Annotated in this window: 13 protein-coding genes; 10 read left to right on the top strand and 3 right to left on the bottom strand. The window is 37.5% G+C overall.

Annotated features, from left to right (window positions below; all coding sequences use genetic code 11):
* The first annotated feature begins 27 nt into the window (after positions 1-27).
* The 5 genes from QBE53_07800 to glgB all read left to right on the top strand — a co-directional run bounded on the left by QBE53_07800 (position 28) and on the right by glgB (position 6,920).
* On the top strand, positions 28-1,197 hold the full coding sequence (locus QBE53_07800) for a phosphoglycerate dehydrogenase (protein ID WZL83002.1): 1,170 nt from the start codon (positions 28-30) through the stop codon (positions 1,195-1,197).
* Between the two features lie 18 nt (positions 1,198-1,215).
* Positions 1,216-2,445, top strand: coding sequence for a DUF1015 family protein (locus QBE53_07805; protein ID WZL83003.1), 1,230 nt, complete (start codon positions 1,216-1,218; stop codon positions 2,443-2,445).
* 163 nt (positions 2,446-2,608) lie between these two features.
* Positions 2,609-3,634, top strand: coding sequence for an FtsH protease activity modulator HflK (gene hflK / locus QBE53_07810; protein ID WZL83004.1), 1,026 nt, complete (start codon positions 2,609-2,611; stop codon positions 3,632-3,634).
* Positions 3,635-3,648: 14 nt separating this feature from the next.
* Positions 3,649-4,596, top strand: a complete 948-nt coding sequence (locus QBE53_07815; protein ID WZL83005.1) for an SPFH domain-containing protein — start codon at positions 3,649-3,651, stop codon at positions 4,594-4,596.
* A gap of 140 nt (positions 4,597-4,736) precedes the next feature.
* Entirely contained in the window at positions 4,737-6,920 is a 2,184-nt protein-coding gene (gene glgB, locus QBE53_07820) for a 1,4-alpha-glucan branching protein GlgB (protein WZL83006.1), read from the top strand.
* An 82-nt stretch (positions 6,921-7,002) separates the two neighbouring features.
* Here the strand turns inward: glgB and argH are convergent, their stop codons facing one another.
* From argH to cls, 3 genes are all read right to left on the bottom strand, one after another.
* Positions 7,003-8,388, bottom strand: a complete 1,386-nt coding sequence (gene argH, locus QBE53_07825; protein ID WZL83007.1) for an argininosuccinate lyase — start codon at positions 8,386-8,388, stop codon at positions 7,003-7,005.
* 13 nt (positions 8,389-8,401) lie between these two features.
* Positions 8,402-9,613, bottom strand: coding sequence for an argininosuccinate synthase (locus QBE53_07830; GenBank protein WZL83008.1), 1,212 nt, complete (start codon positions 9,611-9,613; stop codon positions 8,402-8,404).
* 83 nt (positions 9,614-9,696) lie between these two features.
* Positions 9,697-11,154 carry a cardiolipin synthase gene (cls, locus tag QBE53_07835; protein ID WZL83009.1) on the bottom strand — a complete coding sequence of 486 codons (1,458 nt, stop codon included), beginning with the start codon at positions 11,152-11,154 and terminating at the stop codon, positions 9,697-9,699.
* A 151-nt stretch (positions 11,155-11,305) separates the two neighbouring features.
* Here cls and argJ point away from each other — a divergent pair, with 151 nt between their 5' ends.
* Genes argJ through carB form a run of 5 tightly spaced genes read left to right on the top strand, consistent with a single transcriptional unit; the run spans position 11,306 to position 18,857 of the window.
* Positions 11,306-12,526, top strand: coding sequence for a bifunctional glutamate N-acetyltransferase/amino-acid acetyltransferase ArgJ (argJ, locus tag QBE53_07840; GenBank protein ID WZL83010.1), 1,221 nt, complete (start codon positions 11,306-11,308; stop codon positions 12,524-12,526).
* Between the two features lie 12 nt (positions 12,527-12,538).
* Positions 12,539-13,405 carry an acetylglutamate kinase gene (gene argB, locus QBE53_07845; protein ID WZL83011.1) on the top strand — a complete coding sequence of 289 codons (867 nt, stop codon included), beginning with the start codon at positions 12,539-12,541 and terminating at the stop codon, positions 13,403-13,405.
* Between the two features lie 10 nt (positions 13,406-13,415).
* Entirely contained in the window at positions 13,416-14,582 is a 1,167-nt protein-coding gene (locus QBE53_07850; GenBank protein WZL83012.1) for an aspartate aminotransferase family protein, read from the top strand.
* A complete protein-coding gene (carA, locus tag QBE53_07855; protein ID WZL83013.1) occupies positions 14,579-15,676 on the top strand; it encodes a glutamine-hydrolyzing carbamoyl-phosphate synthase small subunit in 1,098 nt (365 codons plus the stop codon). The genes QBE53_07850 and carA overlap by 4 nt, the downstream gene beginning before the upstream one ends.
* Positions 15,663-18,857, top strand: coding sequence for a carbamoyl-phosphate synthase large subunit (gene carB / locus QBE53_07860; protein WZL83014.1), 3,195 nt, complete (start codon positions 15,663-15,665; stop codon positions 18,855-18,857). The genes carA and carB overlap by 14 nt, the downstream gene beginning before the upstream one ends.
* Positions 18,858-18,904 lie beyond the last annotated feature (47 nt).

Genomic DNA, 18,904 nt, shown 5'->3' on the forward strand with positions numbered 1-18,904 from the left:
AATAAATCAAGAAAAGTGGAGGATATGATGTTTACAATAAAAACGTTAAATAAAATTGATGAACAAGGATTGAATTTGTTATCGGATCAATATAGAGTCATTGATGAAAACGCCGAAGGCGATTACGAAGGAATAGTACTACGAAGCTTTAAGTTACATGATTATACAATGTCAAATAATGTAGCTGCTATTGCAAGAGCAGGAGCAGGAGTGAACAATGTTCCTGTTGACCAATGTTCGCAAGAAGGGATTGTTGTCTTTAATACGCCAGGAGCCAATGCGAATGCGGTTAGAGAATTGGCATTGGCTGGTTTGCTTATGTCTTCACGGGACATTCCAGGTGCCATTGATTGGGCAAAAACGCTGAAAGATCAAAGCGACATCGCTAAAAAAGTTGAAGCAGGAAAAAGTAATTTCGCAGGACCGGAGATAATGGGCAAAACATTAGGTATCATTGGACTAGGTGCTATCGGAGCACTTGTTGCCAATGCGGCAATATCCTTAGGTATGGACGTATATGGATATGACCCTTTTATTTCTGTCGATGCAGCATGGGGATTAAAACGTGTCGTACATAAAGCAAGTAATATGGATGAATTGTTGGAAAAATCCGATTACATTAGTGTTCATGTACCTTTAATGGATGAAACAAAAGGAATGATTAATACAGACTTAATCGATAAGATGAAAGATGGCGTTCGTATTTTGAATTTTTCACGAGGTGAATTGGTGGATGATGATGCTATTGAATCTGCATTAAAATCTGGAAAAGTCAGCCGATATGTTACGGATTTTCCAAATGAGCGAACAATTGAAATGGACGGTGTCATTGCAATTCCGCATTTAGGTGCATCGACTCCAGAATCAGAGACAAACTGTGCAAAAATGGCAGTAGCACAATTAAAAGATTATCTTGAAAATGGTAACATATGTAACTCAGTGAACTACCCAGCAGCGGACTTAGGTGTATGTAATTCGATAGCACGATTGAGTGTCTTGCATAAAAACATTCCTAACATGGTCGGACAGATAACGTCTGTTTTGGCAAATGCCAACCTTAATATTTCGGACATGCTAAATAAAAGTAAAAATGGTAATGCATATACATTACTTGATTTAGAAGATGTTGTGACAGAATCGGTGGTTGCAAAACTTAAAGCGATTGAAGGTGTATTAAAAGTTCGTGTAATCAAATAGATTTAATAGGAGGCAATCATGGCAACAATCAATCCATTTAAAGCATTAAGACCAGCAGCGCATCTAACACAAAAGATTGCAGCATTGCCTTATGATGTGTATAACCGTGTCGAAGCGATGGAAGTGGTCAAAGCGAATCCATTGTCATTTCTTCAAATTGATCGCGGTGAGACGTTACTAGATAATCAAATTGATATGTATGATAGTCAAGTATATGAAGCGGCAAAAAAGCGTTTTAATCAAATGATACATAATGGGCAATTCGTTCAAGATGAGCAAGAACAGCTATATATATATGAACTTGAACGTTTTGGCAAGATACAAAGAGGAATTGTTGGATGTGTACTTGCAAAAGAATACCTTTCAGGTATGATAAAAAAGCATGAAAATACACGCGAGATAAAAGAAAATGATCGTATACAACATATAGATACACTTCAGGCACATACAGGTCCTATATTTCTAACGTACAAAAATACAAATACTATGCAGATGCTTTTTGAACAGGTACGACAAGAAGCACACGTTATATTTGAATTTACAGGAGAAGATGGGGTACGCCATAAAGGGTATGCAGTCAAGAAAACAGAAGATATAATAAAAATACAGAACGAAGTTCAGAAAATGAACAATCTGTATATTGCAGATGGGCATCACCGTGCAGCATCAGCGGCAAAGATAGCTCAAAAGTACGCTTTTGAAGGTGAAGCAGCACAATTTTTAGCTGTAGTTTTTCCGGATTCTGAACTTGAGATTCTTGATTATAATCGTGTGGTTACAGATTTGAATCAATTATCTGTGGATGAATTCTTATCAAAAATCGAACAAAACTTTTCGATTATTTCAAAGTCCATTAATCCCTTTTCACCACAGGAAAAAGGAACATTTGGGATGTACTTAGAGAATGTATGGTATGGACTAGCGTTTAAGAAGAAGGATACTATGAATAATGATCCGGTAAAGGAATTGGATGTCTCAATTTTACAAGATTACATTCTAGAACCAATTTTAGGAATTCAAGATCCAAGAACAAGTGAGCGCATTGATTTTGTTGGAGGTATACGGGGGTTAGGAGAACTTGAGCGACGTGTACATCATGATATGAAAGTGGCATTTTCAATGAAACCAACATCAATTCATGAATTGATTGATGTCTCAGATGCAGAACGTTTAATGCCGCCAAAATCCACTTGGTTTGAACCAAAGCTACGTAGTGGACTCTTTATTCATCGAATACATATAAACTAATAGACTAAAACTCGGATATGTGTCCGAGTTTTTTTTATTAAAAACCAGAATTCAATTTTATAATCTTATATGGCGAATCAATTATAAAAAAATAATAGGATTTTAATAGATAGACGTTGAGAGTATGATATAATAAATAAAGCACAAAAAAGGAGGAAACATAATGAACCAGCAATTTTACAATAAAGATGATGACAATGTTGTTGATATTGACATGCGGTCAATGCGTAAAAAAATCTTTACCATTGGACCGATTATTATCATTATAATTGCGTTAGCCTTTATTTTATTAAACAGCATTTACATGCTTGAAAACCAGGAAAATGCAGTTGTCCTACGTTTTGGTCGAGTCAATGAAGTAGTAACAGATCCAGGGTTACACTTTAAAGTCCCGTTGGTAGATCAAATTGAAAAAGTCGATGTTCGTGCCATCTACAATATGGAATATGGATTTAGAACGGATACGCCGGGGACAGAAAAAGCTTCTCCAGTACATTCAGAAGAAGAAGCGGAAGCACGAATTATCGTTGATGGGGCAAACAATAATGCATCCATTGCCTTAATTGAATTAGTTATTCAATATCGAATAAATAATCCGGTGGACTATTTATTTAAAGTCGATGATCCGGAAGGTACATTACGCCTTGCCCTTGAAGATGTTCTTCGCGCAAGCGTTCAGTCTTTAACATTAGATGAAGCGAAGACACAAAAAGAACTGATTGATGCTGCTGTTTTACCAGAATTACAGCAAAAAATGCAAGAATATGAATCAGGACTTGAGATTCTTTTAGTAGCAACACAAAATGTTCAGTTTTTGGACAATGTAGAAACGGCATACCAACAAAAAGAAAATGCAAACCAATATAAAAACGGTAAACGTGAAGATATTGAAAAGTATAACAATACAGTTATTCCACAAGCCCGAGCAGAAGCTACAAAGCTGGTCGAAGAAGCGAATGCGTATCGTGCAGAAGTTATTGCATCAGCTAATGCAGGGGTTGCAGAGTTTAATGCTTTATATACTGAGTATGTCAATAATCCGGATATTCTTAAGGAACGATATTATATTGACGCAATGACCGCATTTTTAGGTAATAATAAAATAATTGTTGACGGAGCCTCAGGCAGTGATGTCTATAAATTTTATAACTTGGATGATAGTGCAATTAAGCAATCTATTGTTGAGTAGGAAGGAGGAAAACGATGAAAAAAACAGGAATTATTGTTGCGATACTCGTTGTTGTAGGACTATTTGTATTAGCAAATTCACTATATATAGTTAAAGAAGATCAAGTAGCAGTGATAAAAACATTTGGAAAAATTAATGATGTTATTATTGCTCCAGACGATGAAGCTAAAGTACGCGAGAACTTGGAACGCAACAATTATAACAATATTCAAGTGATTTCAGAAAAAGGTTTACATTTTAAACGACCTTTTATTGATACAGTCAACCATTACTCAGCAAAGTATTTGACTTATACGTCAAACACCAAGCTGATTAATACAAATGACGAACGACGTATAGAAATAGAAATGTATGCACAATACCGTGTACTTGATCCGGTAGTCTATAGCCTAGCTGTAGGCAATAAATTTGAAGCGAATAAACGTATGGATGAATATGTCTATAAGACGGTTATTAACTCAGCTAATACACTAAAGTTTGATGAATTCTTTTATCAGAACACATTAGAGGAACTGCTTGATTCTAAAAAAGAAACATTAAATGAACAGCTGGTTTCTGAATATGGATTGTTTGTGACGGATATCGGGATTAATCGAAAAAACTTTCCTCAATCAAACATAGCCAATATTGAGGAAAAGATGGCAAAAGAGATTGAAAAAGAGTCTGAGAAGCTTATTGCAGAAGGTGATAGTGAATATATAAAGGCTCAATCAATGACTGATCGTCAGCGTGCTGAGATTATTAGTAAGGCAGTTGAAGAGGCGGCTGTTATTAAAGCGGAGGCAGATGCTGAATCCATTCGTATTTATCAGGAATCCTTACAAAAAGACTTAGAGTTTTTCCAATTTATTAAACGTATGGAGATTTATGAAAATATTAAAGGAAGTACTATTTTCCTTGATAATGATAATGCCATCTTTAATTATATCAGCGGATATCCAGAAGGTATTCAGCCCAATTAAAAAATTAAATGATGTTGCTCAAAAAAAGATGCTTTTATTTTTAAAAGCATCTTTTTTAGTTCGTCATTGCTATTTTATGGGATTAGAGATAAAATAAATATAGATAATAATTTCACTTGTTTGGACTAAGGAGGGGCCTTATGAAATCGTACATAAATATAGACGAAGTGCAAAGCATAACGGAATCACGTCATCAAAATCCACATCATTTTCTAGGAATACATCAGCTAAAAGATGGAAGTGTATATATTAATGCATATCAGCCTTATGCAAAAAAAATTGAAGTCATTGACATAGATAATGATGAAGTATACTCAATGTCTTCAATTAATGAATCAGGTGTCTTTACACTTGAATTGAAAAAAATAATTTCCTACAAATATAGATATACAAACTATGAGGGAGAAAGTTGGGAAAATTATGATCCGTATTGTTTTGAACCAACGATTTCAGAACTTGATATGTATTTATTTGGACAAGGAACCCACTATGAGATATATAACAAACTCGGTGCGCATCCATTAACCATTGATGGCGTGGAAGGTGTTGCCTTTGCTGTATGGGCGCCAAATGCTTCTAGAGTAAGCGTTGTGGGGCATTTTTGCGGATGGGATGGACGCATATACCCAATGCGCTTACTAGGGAATTCAGGGATATATGAAGTGTTTATTCCGGGGCTTGGCGTTGAAGAAGTATATAAATTTGAGATCAAAACACGTGATGGTGTTATTATTGAAAAATCTGACCCATATGCGTCTTATGCTGAGTTACGACCAAGAACGGCTTCAGTCGTGTGGGATAGCTCCCAATACACATGGAAAGACCAACGCTGGCAAGAAAATAAATCAACGACGGATAGTTTAAAGCAACCAATGTCAATATACGAGTTGCATTTAGGGTCTTGGAAGCGCAATAAAAGTGAGCATGGATTTTTAAATTATCGTGAACTAGCACATGAGCTTGTAGAGTATTTACAACAGATGCATTATACCCATATTGAGTTAATGCCTATCTTAGAACATCCATTTGATGGTTCGTGGGGGTATCAGGTTACAGGATACTTTGCACCGACCTCACGCTTTGGCAATCCAGATGATTTTATGTATTTTATAGACTACTTGCATCAACATGATATTGGGGTTATATTAGACTGGGTTCCGGCACATTTTCCTAAAGATGCCCATGGCTTAATGCGTTTTGATGGCTCTGCGTTATATGAACATGAAGATGCAAGAAAAGGTGAACATCCACATTGGGGAACGATGATTTTTAACTATGGGCGTAATGAAGTAAAAAACTTTCTTATAGGTAATGCTTTGTATTGGATTGAAAAGTATCACATTGATGGCTTAAGAGTCGATGCAGTAGCATCGATGCTTTACTTAGATTACGGAAAAGAGTCAGGAGAATGGATTCCAAACCCTCATGGAGGAAGAGAAAACATTGAAGCAGTTGAGTTTTTTAAACACATGAATTCGGTGATTTATGGCCGTAATCCGGGAATTGTCATGATTGCTGAAGAATCAACAGCTTGGCCGGGAGTATCTAGACCAACGAATATGGGGGGACTAGGTTTTGGGCTAAAATGGAACATGGGATGGATGAATGACTTTTTGCGTTATGCTTCAAAAGACCCGATTCATAAGCAATACCATCATAATGATTTAACCTTTAGTCTTGTCTATGCCTTTACGGAAAACTTTATTTTGGTGCTTTCTCATGACGAGGTTGTACATGGCAAAGGCTCGATGATTAACAAAATGCCAGGCGATTATTGGCAAAAATTTGCTACTTTACGCTGTTCATATGGATTTATGTATGGACACCCGGGGAAAAAGCTTTTATTTATGGGATCTGAGTTTGCGCAGTTTGATGAATGGAGCGAAGCAAAGAGCTTGGATTGGAATCTGTTAGAATATGATAAACATCGAGAAATACAATCCTATGTTGCAGATTTAAACAAACTGTATCGAGAAGAAAAAGCATTGTGGAGTGAAGACTTTACTGGACAAGGATTTGAATGGATTAATTGTACAGATGCGGTAGAAAGTATTGTGTCCTTTGTTCGAAAAGACGATCAAGATGATGAACATATTGTTGTAGTAAGTAACTTTACACCGGTTCCAAAACTTATGCACCGTATTGGCGTACCACGTGAAGGTAGGTATCAAGAGATTTTAAATTCAGACGATTTTAAATATGGAGGTAGTGGAATTGTAAATGAAAATCCCATACAAACCCATAGTCTGTCATGGGATGACAAACCCTATGCTTTAGATATTAAAGTGCCACCACTAGCAACGATTTACTTAAAACGTATATAAAAAAAGAGCGGCTATAGACATTCAGTCTATAGTCGCTTTGTTTTTATTTGAGTTATATGAAGATAAACAATGTTTGATTAAATTAAATACTTGGATAGTCACATAAGTATGTTGCGGCGTATGTATTGACTTTTTCCATCTGTTCTTTTGCAGGACCACCAATGACCTGACGTTTGTTGACGCATGTATCCAGTGATATGGCATCAAAAATATCTTCTTCAAAGAGTGGTGAGAGATTTTGATACTCTGACAAAGACAGTTTGCTAAGGTTGGTGTTGTTGTTGACACAATAGAGTACGAGTTTTCCAATAACTTCATGGGCATCTCTAAAGGCAAGTCCTTTTTTAACAAGATAATCGGCAGCATCTGTTGCGTTTGTAAATCCACCTTCGGCACCAGAGCGCATCACTTCTTTACGGACAGTCATTGTATCAAGAAGCTTCGTGAAAATAGGGAGACACATTTTTAGTGTATCAATGGCATCAAAGGTAACTTCTTTGTCTTCTTGTGTGTCTTTGTTATAGGCAAGAGGTAATCCTTTCATCGTAGTTAAAAGAGACATCAAATCTCCATAAACACGACCGGTTTTTCCACGAATTAATTCTGGAATATCAGGGTTTTTCTTTTGTGGCATTATAGAACTTCCGGTGCTATATGCATCGTCTAAATCAATAAAACGAAATTCATGTGAACACCACAAGATAATTTCTTCAGAAAATCGGGACAGGTGCATCATAATCATGGATAATGCGTATAATACATCAAGCAAAAAATCTCTGTCACTTACGGCATCCATGCTGTTTAAACAAATAGCATCAAAATCAAGAAGTTCTGCCGTCATATTTCGATCAAGAGGGTAAGTTGTTGTAGCGAAAGCACCAGCACCAAGAGGGGACTGATTCATTCGATGATAACTTGTTGCCAATCGGTCACGATCGCGTTTGAACATTTCAAAATATGCCATAAGGTGATGACTCAACGTGGTAGGCTGAGCTTTTTGTAAATGGGTATATCCAGGCATGATAGTTTCAATATGCTCTTGAGATAATTTTAAAAGTGTCTCAAGGAGTTTAAAGACATCTTGGTCGATGGCTTGCACTTCTTTTTTTATATAAAGGCGCATATCAGTAGCTACTTGATCGTTACGGCTGCGACCGGTATGCATTTTTTTTGCTACATCACCAATTTGTTGAATAAGTAAGGTTTCAATATTCATATGAATATCTTCAGCACTTATATCAAATTCGACTTCATTGTTTTCAATAGATTTTTCTAAGTCTTTGAGTCCGTGAATAATGGTGTCGCGTTCGCTTTCAGAAAGAATTTGCACTGCAGCAAGCATAGTCACATGGGCAATACTGCCTTGAATATCTTCTCTGAATAATCTTTGGTCAAAACGTATGGAAGAATTAAAATCATCAACGACCATATCTGTACTTTTGGAGAAACGTCCTCCCCATAATTTCATAGTGTCACCTCAACTATTCTTTATCGTTTAATTGCTTCATCATCGCACGTACTTTTAAAGGTAGACCAAAGAGATTGATGAAACCTTCTGCATCATGATGATCATATAGATCTCCAGTGGTAAAGCTTGCGATGTCTTCATTATAAAGTGAGTATGGGCTTGTTGCACCTGCAGGAATAATATTTCCTTTGTAGAGTTTTAACTTAACTTGACCAGTAACTGTCTTTTGGGTATCAGTCACAAAAGCTGTTAATGCCTCACGTAGTGGAGTGTACCATTCGCCGGAATATACCAATTCAGCAAACTTGATAGCCACTTGATTTTTGTACGCAATTGTTTGCTTGTCTAAACACAGATATTCCAATTCATTGTGTGCAAAGTAAAGAATGGTTCCACCAGGTGTTTCATATACACCACGTGACTTCATTCCAACCACACGGTTTTCAACGATGTCAATAAGTCCGACGCCATTTGCTCCACCAATTTCATTAAGCTTTTCAATCATTGTAGAAGCTTTCATGGCTTCGCCATTTAATTTTTTGGGAACACCTTGTTCAAAATCAATAGTTACGTAGGTTGCTTCATCTGGAGCTTGTTCTGGAGTGACGCCCATTTGCAATAACTCTTCATAATTAGGCTCATTTGCAGGATCCTCCAAATCAAGACCTTCATGACTGAGGTGCCATAAGTTACGGTCACGACTATAGCTGTCTTTTTTCTTCATAGGAGCTTCGATGTTTCGCTCTTCCAAGTAGGCGAGGGCATCTTCACGAGACTTGATATCCCAAATTCTCCATGGAGCAATAATCTTTAGTTGAGGAGCAAGTGCTTTAATGGTAAGTTCAAAACGTACTTGATCGTTACCTTTTCCTGTAGCCCCATGACAAATGGCTTCAGCGCCTTCTTGCAATGCGATTTCAACGAGACGCTTTGTGATGACAGGTCTTGCCATAGAGGTGCCGAGCAGATATTTTCCTTCATAAACTGCATTGGCTTGCACTGTGGGAATCACAATATCATCAATGAACTCATCTGTAATATTTTCAATATATAATTTTGACGCACCTGTTTTTAAAGCGCGTTCTTCTAAACCGTCAAGTTCTTTGCCTTGTCCAACATCAATACATACGGCAATAACCTCATAATCATAATTTTCTTTTAACCAAGGAATGATAACCGTTGTATCCAATCCACCAGAATATGCCAAAATAACTTTCTTATTCATAAAAATGCCTCCTTATTTCTTTGTTTTGATTGATTATACATTATTATTTATAAATATGCAAGGGCTTTTCTGTTTTATTTTTCTTATAGAACAGGTGAAAACAAGCGGGAGATTGCTTCTTTACATTTGATCCAAAAAGAGCGTTTGTCATAAACTGTTTGGGTTAATGGGCGGCAATAACGTAAATCTTCATCAAATTCTTTTCGAAGTCCAATGGCAGTGCGACGCTCATAGATAAAAGCATTGGCTTCAAAGTTTAGTTTAAAGCTACGAATGTCAAAGTTACATGAACCAACAGAGGCGATAGTATTATCTGAAACAATCATTTTTGAGTGTAAAAATCCCCGTTCATAGATATAAAACTTAACACCATAGGGAATCAAGTCACCACAATACGAATAGGTTGCCCAATAGACAAACGGATGGTCAGGCATTTGAGGAATCATAATTCGAACATCCACGCCTGAAGCGGCTGCGATTTTTAATCCTTCAAGAATACTTTCGTCAGGAATAAAATAAGGTGTCTGTATGTAAATATATTTTTGTGCTTTGTGAATGATTTGAAGATAACCTTGCTTAATTTGTTGGTTGATGTTATCAGGTCCAGAAGAAACAATTTGAATCGCTGTCTTTGAATTTGAAGCAACTTGACGCAGATATTTAGCGGTTGTTGCTAATTTTTCACTAGATGCATTACGCCAGTCAAGGATAAAGCGTAGTTGTAGGGATAAGACACTGTTTCCACATAGACGTAAGTGGGTATCTCGCCAATAGCCAAAGCGCTTGCTCTTGCCAATATATTCATTCCCAACATTTAATCCGCCGATATATCCGATGGTTCCGTCGATAACAACGATTTTTCGATGATTGCGATAGTTTCCTTTCAAGTTAAAATATTTTAATTTTGAAGGAAAGAAAAAAGCTAGTTGTATTTGACTGGCATTAATTTTTCGGATTAGCTTTCGGGAAAGTGTACGACCACCGACATGATCAACAAGCAGACGGACTTCAACGCCTTCAGCTGCCTTTTGAATAAGACGGTTGATGAGCTTATTGCCAAGCTCATCATTTTTTATGATAAAATAAAGTAAATGGATGTGTTCCTTAGCATTAGAAATATCTTCAAACAATTGATGAAACAAATCATGACCATTGTTGTAGATATCAACATGGTCATTGGTTGACAAAAGCGCATTAGATAAGCGGTTATGGAAGAGAATCATATCCTTATATTGATGCGTCTCATCATTGCTGTATTCAAATTGATCTTCGCTAATAGCATGTTTTTGCTGATTAAGGACTTTTCCAAACAAGCGTTCTTCTTCTTTAGAATAAGCAAAAATTTTTCGCTTGGAAATATTTTGTGACAAGAGGATATAGAAAAAAAAGCCAATACCTGGAACCAAATTCAAGAAGAAAAGCCAAGCCAAAGCAGCTGTAGAATTTTTGCGCTCCAATAAAATAACAATTGTTGATAAAACTAAATTTAATGTGATAAACAATGCATAGTCAAACGTAAATGATTGAATAAAATCCAGCATATCAATACCTCACCTCATGATCGATTTATATATTTTTATGAACTCTAATTGTACCATAATTCATTTGAATAGACAAAAAAAATCGAAATCAACTTGCATAATTATTAAATGAAATGTATAATAATAAAAAAGTAAAAAAGGAGTATGCGTTATGAAATGGATAAAAGATGGAATTACGGCACCTATAGGATTTAATGCGGCAGGTATTCACTGCGGAGTCAAACGGAAGAACAAAGATTTAGCAATGCTATTTTCAGATAAACCCTGTGCATATGCAGGTGTATTCACTAAAAACATAGTTAAGGCTGCTCCGGTTCGATGGAACATGGAATTATTAGAACAAAAAAAGGCAATTCAAGGAATCATCATTAATAGTGGGAATGCAAATGCATGTACCGGAGAAAAAGGGTATCAAGATACTAAGCTTATGGCGAAAGCTTATGCAGAGCATATGGGAAAAAATCAAGAGAATATTTTAGTTGCCTCAACAGGAGTGATTGGTCAAGTGTTGCCAATGGATAAGATTCTTGACGGGATTAAATCTATTACAGCAGACTATGGCACAGAGCGTGACTATGCATCTGCAGCGGCACAAGGTATTATGACTACAGATACATTTGTCAAAGAAAAATCCCTTCAGATAAAATTAGGAGAGAAAACAGTGACCATTTCTGGGATGGCGAAAGGTTCTGGAATGATTCATCCGAATATGGGGACGATGCTTTCTTTTATTACAACAGATGCAGCGATTGATCAAGAAACGTTACAAGTACTCTTAAAAGAGACTATTGATGATACATACAATATGATTAGTGTGGACGGCGACACATCAACCAATGATATGGTGCTTGTGTTAGCTAATGGTATGGCAAAAAATACGGCTATTTTACAAGGGACAAAAGAATACACTGTTTTTCAAGAAGCTTTTTATCAACTTAATCAGGAATTGGCTAAGTTGATTGTTAAAGACGGTGAAGGTGCAACCAAATTTATTGAAGTCACAGTAAAAAATATGCATGATAAACACGAGGCACGAAAGATGGCTCATGCAGTGATAACATCCAACTTAGTCAAAACGGCTTTTTTTGGAGAAGATGCGAACTGGGGACGAATTTTATGTGCTCTTGGCTATTCAGGGGCAGAATTTAATCCGAATTTAGTTGATGTCGATTACATCAGTGATGCAGGTGCCATAAAACTTCTTCAAGAAGGACAACCCATAGGGTTTGATGAAGAATATGCACTAGAGATATTAAAGGAAAAGGAAATCCGAGTGGTTGTTGATTGCCACCAGGGAGATGCACAGGTGACTGGATGGGGATGCGACTTAAGTTATGAATATGTAAAAATTAACGGCGAGTATAGAACATGATGGAGGATTAAGATGGAAAAACTTATTGAAAAAGCAAAGATTTTAGTTGAAGCACTTCCTTATATCAAACAATTTAATGGAAAGATTGTTGTTATAAAATATGGTGGTTCAGCAATGGTGGACGATAAGATTAAAGAAACAGTGATTGAAGATATTGTCCTTATGAAACTCGTCGGTTTTAAACCGGTGATTGTCCATGGCGGTGGAAAAGAAATCTCCTCTACTTTAAAAAGCATGGGTATAGAGACGGAATTTTTTAATGGACTTCGCGTGACAACACAAGAAGCGGTCGAGGTTGTTGAGATGGTGCTTAGTGGCAAGGTAAATAAAGATGTTGTGCAATTAATTCAAAATCATGATATTAATGCGGTTGGTATTTCAGGTAAAGACGGAAAGACGCTAAAGGTCAAGAAGAAATACGTAGAAGGGCAAGATATAGGCTTTGTCGGGGAAGTAAGTTCAGTAGATACAACATTAATCTATTCATTGCTGGACAATGATTTTATACCTGTCATTGCTCCGATTGGAACGGATGTGGATGGAGCCACGTATAATATTAATGCGGATTTTGCAGCAAGTGCTATTGCAGGAGCCCTAGATGCTGAAAAATTAATTTTTTTGACAGACGTGGAAGGCGTTTTACGCGATGTTGACAACAGTAATTCGCTTATATCAAAAATAAATATTGATGAAGTGGACCACTATATTAATACAAACGTGATTTCCGGAGGGATGATTCCAAAAGTCATGTGTTGCGTTGAAGGAATTGAAAAAGGGGTAAAAAATGTTCATATATTAGATGGACGAGTTGAGCATAGCCTATTGCTTGAAATTTTTACTAAAAATGGTGTAGGAACAATGTTTGGAAAAGACTTATAAGGAGGCGCCTATGGAAACGAATAAATCATATATAATGCACACATATAATCAATTACCAAATGTGTTCACTCATGGAGAAGGACTATATCTTGTAGATGAACAGGAAAATCGCTATTTAGACTTTGTTGCAGGAATTGCAGTTAATGCCCTTGGTTATAGCCACCAAGGACTAAGGCAAGCCCTTCATAAACAAGTGGATGAATTTTTGCATTGCTCTAACCTATATTTTAATGATGAACAGCTTAAAGCGGCGAAAAAAATAACTCAGGCAACACAAATGGACCGCGTGTTCTTTTGTAACTCAGGAACAGAGGCTGTTGAAGCATCGTTAAAGTTGGCGAGAAAATATGCTAAATTTAAAGGGAATCCAGAGCGCTATGAAATTATTACTATGAAAAATTCTTTTCATGGGCGTACCTTGGGAGCGATTTCAGCAACGGGGCAGACAAAATACCAAGAGGGACTTAACCCTTTGCTACCAGGTATAAAACACGTTGAATACAACAATATTAAAGCTCTAGAAGAAGCAATTTCAGATAAGACTTGTGGAATCATGATGGAAGTTATTCAAGGGGAAGGCGGCATAATTGCTGCTCAGAGAGAATATATCGAAGCTGCTCGTAAGCTGTGTGATAAAAATGGATGCGTACTTATTTTTGATGAAGTTCAGACGGGGATTGGACGAACAGGTGAGGTTTGTGCATATATGCACTATGATATTAAGCCGGATATCATAGCTTTAGCTAAAGGACTTGGCGCAGGGGTAGCGGTTGGGGCGATGTTAGCATCAGAAGAAGTTGCCAAAGGATTTAAGCCCGGAGACCATGCCGCAACTTTTGGTGGAAATCCATTAGCAATGTCAGCTGTAAATGTGGTCCTTGATAATGTCATGTCGCCAGATTTTTTAAACCATGTGCAGGCGATGGGGGCCTATTTATCCCAACAATTAAATAGGCTAAAAGAAGAGTTTGATTCAGTCAAAGAAGTTCGTGGAATGGGACTAATGCAAGGGATTGTTATTGATGAGCAGCCGAGTGCTATTGTAAAAAAAGCGTATGAAAAAAAGTTGTTGATTGTAGGCGCAGGTAGTAATGTTATACGTTTTGTCCCGCCATTAGTTGTCCACAAAGAACATATTGACATATGTATGCAGACCTTAAGAGAGGTGTTGTTATGATTGCACGCATAATGCTGGAAGATGGAACGCTTTTGGAAGGAAAAAGCTTTGGAAGCCAGGGGACAGTCTATGGTGAGGTCGTTTTTAATACAGGTATGACAGGGTATCAAGAAATATTGACAGATCCTTCCTATGCAGGCCAGATTGTGACGATGACTTATCCCCTTATTGGAAACTATGGAATTAATGCCAAGGATATGGAATCGACTTCGATTAAAGTTTCGGGTTTTATTGTAAAAGAATATAGTACCCATCCTAGCCATTGGCAGATGCAGACCGATTTGGCAGGCTATTTGGCTGAGAATAATATTATGGGGGTATATGATATAGATACCCGCATGCTTACTAAACGCATTCGAAATCATGGGGCAATGAAGTCGGTTATTACAACGGATGCTTCACTGAGTCTTTTACAGTTGCAAGAAGGGATAAAAGCCTATACGTTTCCAAGGGATATTGTTAAAAAAGTTTCAACACCATCGGTGATACAATATATGCCTACAAAAGGAAATGGTAAAATGCACCTGGGCGTTATTGATCTTGGTATAAAGCAAGGAATTGTTCAACAGCTTTTGGACCATCAATGCAAAGTGACGGTTTTTCCATCGGATATATCGATAGAGAACATTGAAGTGAACATGTTTGATGCCATTCTTTTTTCCAATGGTCCGGGAGACCCTAAAGAATGCGTTGAAGCTATTGCCTTAGCCAAGGCCTTAAAAGGTCAGATGCCATTATTTGGTATTTGTCTGGGACATCAAATTCTTGCGCTCAGTCTTGGCGGGGATACATATAAACTTAAATTTGGCCATCGAGGTAGTAACCATCCGGTACTGGACTTAAGAACACAAAAAGTATATATGACAGCACAAAATCATGGATACGCCGTTGATCGAAACACGATCCCATCAGATCTTCAATTGACTCATATTAATGTGAATGATGATACCGTTGAAGGGATAATCAGTGAAAAATGGTCAGTAGAATCGGTTCAGTTTCATCCTGAGGAAGGACCTGGACCGACAGATGCAACAGTAATTTTTAAAGAGTGGTTAGACAAAATCGAAAGGAAAAAAGCAGATGCCATTAGATAAATCGATTCAAAAAGTTATGGTTATCGGTTCGGGACCTATTATTATCGGCCAAGCTGCAGAGTTCGATTATGCGGGAACCCAAGCCTGTAAATCACTAAAAGAAGAAGGGCTTGAGGTTGTACTTGTCAATAGTAATCCCGCAACTATCATGACCGATGATAATATTGCAGACCATGTATATATCCAACCCTTAACCGTAGAAAGTTTAGAATATATTATTAGTAAAGAACGCCCGGATGGCTTGTTGCCAACCCTTGGAGGACAAACAGGCTTGAATATGGCGGTGGAATTGACGGAAGCCGGAGTCTTAGACAAGTATGGTGTACAACTGCTTGGGACCAAGCTTGAAGCCATTAAACAGGCTGAGGACCGAGAAGAGTTTAAAAATCTTATGATAGCCATTGGCGAGCCGATTCCTGGAAGTGAAATTGTAAGTTCTATTGAGCAAGGATTGGCGTTTGCAGAGACGATTGGATTCCCAATTATTGTTCGACCAGCATATACGATGGGAGGTTTAGGTGGTGGTATTGCCAATAATTTAGAAGAATTAAAAGAAGTGCTTCATACAGGGCTTATGCATAGCCGAATACATCAAGTGCTTTTAGAGCAATCCGTGGCTGGTTGGAAAGAAATAGAATATGAAGTCATGCGTGACAAAAATGATACGTGCATTATTATATGTAATATGGAAAACTTTGATCCGGTTGGGATTCATACAGGCGATAGTATTGTTGTAGCGCCATCACAAACACTAACAGATAATGAATACCATATGTTGCGTCAAGCCAGTGTGATAATTATTCGTGCATTAAAAATCGAAGGTGGATGCAATGTTCAATTAGCGCTTAATCCTAAAAGTAAAGAATACATCGTTATTGAAGTTAACCCACGAGTAAGTCGATCATCGGCTCTTGCTTCAAAAGCTGCAGGTTATCCGATTGCCAAAATCGCAGCTAAAATTGCTGTGGGTTTGCATCTTCATGAGATACCAAACTCGGTGACAAAAAAAACCAAAGCATCTTTTGAACCAGCGCTTGATTATGTTGTAACCAAAATACCTAAATGGCCTTTTGACAAATTTGATTACGCGAATCGTCGACTAGGAACTCAGATGAAAGCTACAGGCGAAGTCATGGCAATTGATCGAACCTTTGAAAGCTCATTGCTCAAAGCAGTGGTCTCTCTTGAAGGTAAAGAAACTGGGTTGAGAAAAGAATATATGTCGAATTGGTCGTTAGACATGTTGAAAAAAAATCTTGTTGATGTCGATGATGATCGTATCTTTGTTATTGCACAAGCTCTTCGACATGGATTAAGTGTAGATTATATTCATGAACTCACAAAGATCGACCCATGGTTTTTAGAAAAAATACACAATATAATTCGTATAGAGCAAAAGTTAGCAACTGAGCCGATGACGGGAGAACTTTTACAGACAGCAGAAAAAATGGGCTTTACAGACACAGAAATTATTGCATTATCGGGTAATACATATGAAATTATTGATGCCATTCGAAGAGCCCATGGAATGTATCCTGTCTATAAAATGGTAGATACGTGTGCCGCAGAGTTTGAATCATCAACGCCGTATTACTATTCAACATATGAACAAGAAGAAGAAAATGTCATCAGCCGTGGTGAAAAAATTATTGTTATCGGGTCGGGACCTATTCGCATAGGTCAAGGTATAGAATTTGACTACTGTTCAGTCCACGCAGTATGGGCGATTCAAGAACTTGGATATGAATCTATCATTATCAACAACAATCCTGAAACAGTGAGCACAGACTTTGATACATCAGATAAACTTTACTTTGAACCCCTGTTTATTGAAGATGTCTATAATGTTATACGTAAAGAAATGCCAAAAGGCGTCATTGTACAGTTTGGTGGACAGACAGCCATTAATCTAGCCCCAAAGCTGGTTAGCCGCGGTGTGCAGATTTTGGGAACATCTGTTGAAGCTATTGATGTTGCTGAAAATCGTCAACGTTTTGAGCGTTTACTTCGAGAATTACATATTCCTCAACCTAAGGGAACGGCAGTCACCTCAATCGCACAAGCGGTTGATGCAGCACAGGAGATAGGTTATCCGGTCCTTGTACGTCCGTCATATGTCATCGGCGGTCGAGCGATGATGATTGTCTATAACGATCGTGAACTATCAGAGTATGTTCGTGAAGCGACAGAACTATCGACGGAGCATCCAATTCTTATTGATGAATACATCGAAGGACTTGAAGTGGAAGTCGATGCAATTTGTGATCGTGAAGATGTATTGATTCCAGGGATTATGGAACATATTGAACGTACTGGCGTGCACTCGGGAGATAGCTTCTGTGTTTATCCGCCGCAAACGTTAAGTGAAGAAATTATTCAAACCATTGTTGAGTATACGAAAAAAATATCTATTGCATTGCAAGTAAGTGGACTTGTAAATATTCAATTTGTAGTTCGAGGCAAACATGTCTATATTATTGAAGTAAATCCTAGAGCTTCTCGAACGGTACCTATTTTAAGTAAAGTGACTAAGATTCCAATGGTGCGTATTGCAATGGATGTGATTTTAGGTAAACGCCTTCGAGATTTAACTTATGGAACAGGTTTGTTAGCGACCACTAATCTTGTTGCTGTAAAAGCGCCAGTTTTTTCCTTTGTCAAACTACATGATGTAGATGCAGCCTTGACACCTGAGATGAAGTCCACAGGAGAAGTCTTAGGGATAGATACATCCTATGAAAAAGCGTTGCTAAAGGCATTTTTAGGGGCAGGATTTTCGTTCCCGGAACAGGGGAATGTGTTGATATCTGTTGCAGACAAAGCAAAACCTGAAATGTTAAAATATGCTAAGGCGTTTAAAAAACTAGGCTTCGGATTAATGGCCACAAAGAAAAGTGCGGCGTATTTGGATCAACACGCTATCGAAGTCACATCGGTTGATGGAAGTGCATTGACAACGATTCAAGAGCTGATGAAAGACAAAACCATAACAATGATGATCAATATCCCGACAAAGGGAAAAGATGTAGGACGTAACGGCTTTAAACTCAGGAGTTTGGCAGAACACTTGAACATACCGAATTTTACATGTTTAGATACGGTAGAGGCATATATAAAAGCCTTGCAGACAAAACGTAGTCAACAACCAATCGACTACGATACGATTGACTTTTATCGTTGAATATTAAGGGACTATTGAATTCTTGAAATATTGGTGTTATAATTTGG

It is taken from the genome of Vallitaleaceae bacterium 9-2 (genome assembly GCA_038396585.1).
GTDB lineage: Bacteria > Bacillota > Clostridia > Lachnospirales > Vallitaleaceae > UBA1351.

Bases quoted from the DNA above. Each gene is read 5' to 3' on its own strand.
- QBE53_07800 (WZL83002.1), top strand. From the start codon at position 28: ATGTTTACAATAAAAACGTTAAATAAAATTGATGAACAAGGATTGAAT.
- QBE53_07805 (WZL83003.1), top strand. From the start codon at position 1,216: ATGGCAACAATCAATCCATTTAAAGCATTAAGACCAGCAGCGCATCTA.
- hflK (WZL83004.1), top strand. From the start codon at position 2,609: ATGAACCAGCAATTTTACAATAAAGATGATGACAATGTTGTTGATATT.
- QBE53_07815 (WZL83005.1), top strand. From the start codon at position 3,649: ATGAAAAAAACAGGAATTATTGTTGCGATACTCGTTGTTGTAGGACTA.
- glgB (WZL83006.1), top strand. From the start codon at position 4,737: ATGAAATCGTACATAAATATAGACGAAGTGCAAAGCATAACGGAATCA.
- argH (WZL83007.1), bottom strand. From the start codon at position 8,388: ATGAAATTATGGGGAGGACGTTTCTCCAAAAGTACAGATATGGTCGTT.
- QBE53_07830 (WZL83008.1), bottom strand. From the start codon at position 9,613: ATGAATAAGAAAGTTATTTTGGCATATTCTGGTGGATTGGATACAACG.
- cls (WZL83009.1), bottom strand. From the start codon at position 11,154: ATGCTGGATTTTATTCAATCATTTACGTTTGACTATGCATTGTTTATC.
- argJ (WZL83010.1), top strand. From the start codon at position 11,306: ATGAAATGGATAAAAGATGGAATTACGGCACCTATAGGATTTAATGCG.
- argB (WZL83011.1), top strand. From the start codon at position 12,539: ATGGAAAAACTTATTGAAAAAGCAAAGATTTTAGTTGAAGCACTTCCT.
- QBE53_07850 (WZL83012.1), top strand. From the start codon at position 13,416: ATGGAAACGAATAAATCATATATAATGCACACATATAATCAATTACCA.
- carA (WZL83013.1), top strand. From the start codon at position 14,579: ATGATTGCACGCATAATGCTGGAAGATGGAACGCTTTTGGAAGGAAAA.
- carB (WZL83014.1), top strand. From the start codon at position 15,663: ATGCCATTAGATAAATCGATTCAAAAAGTTATGGTTATCGGTTCGGGA.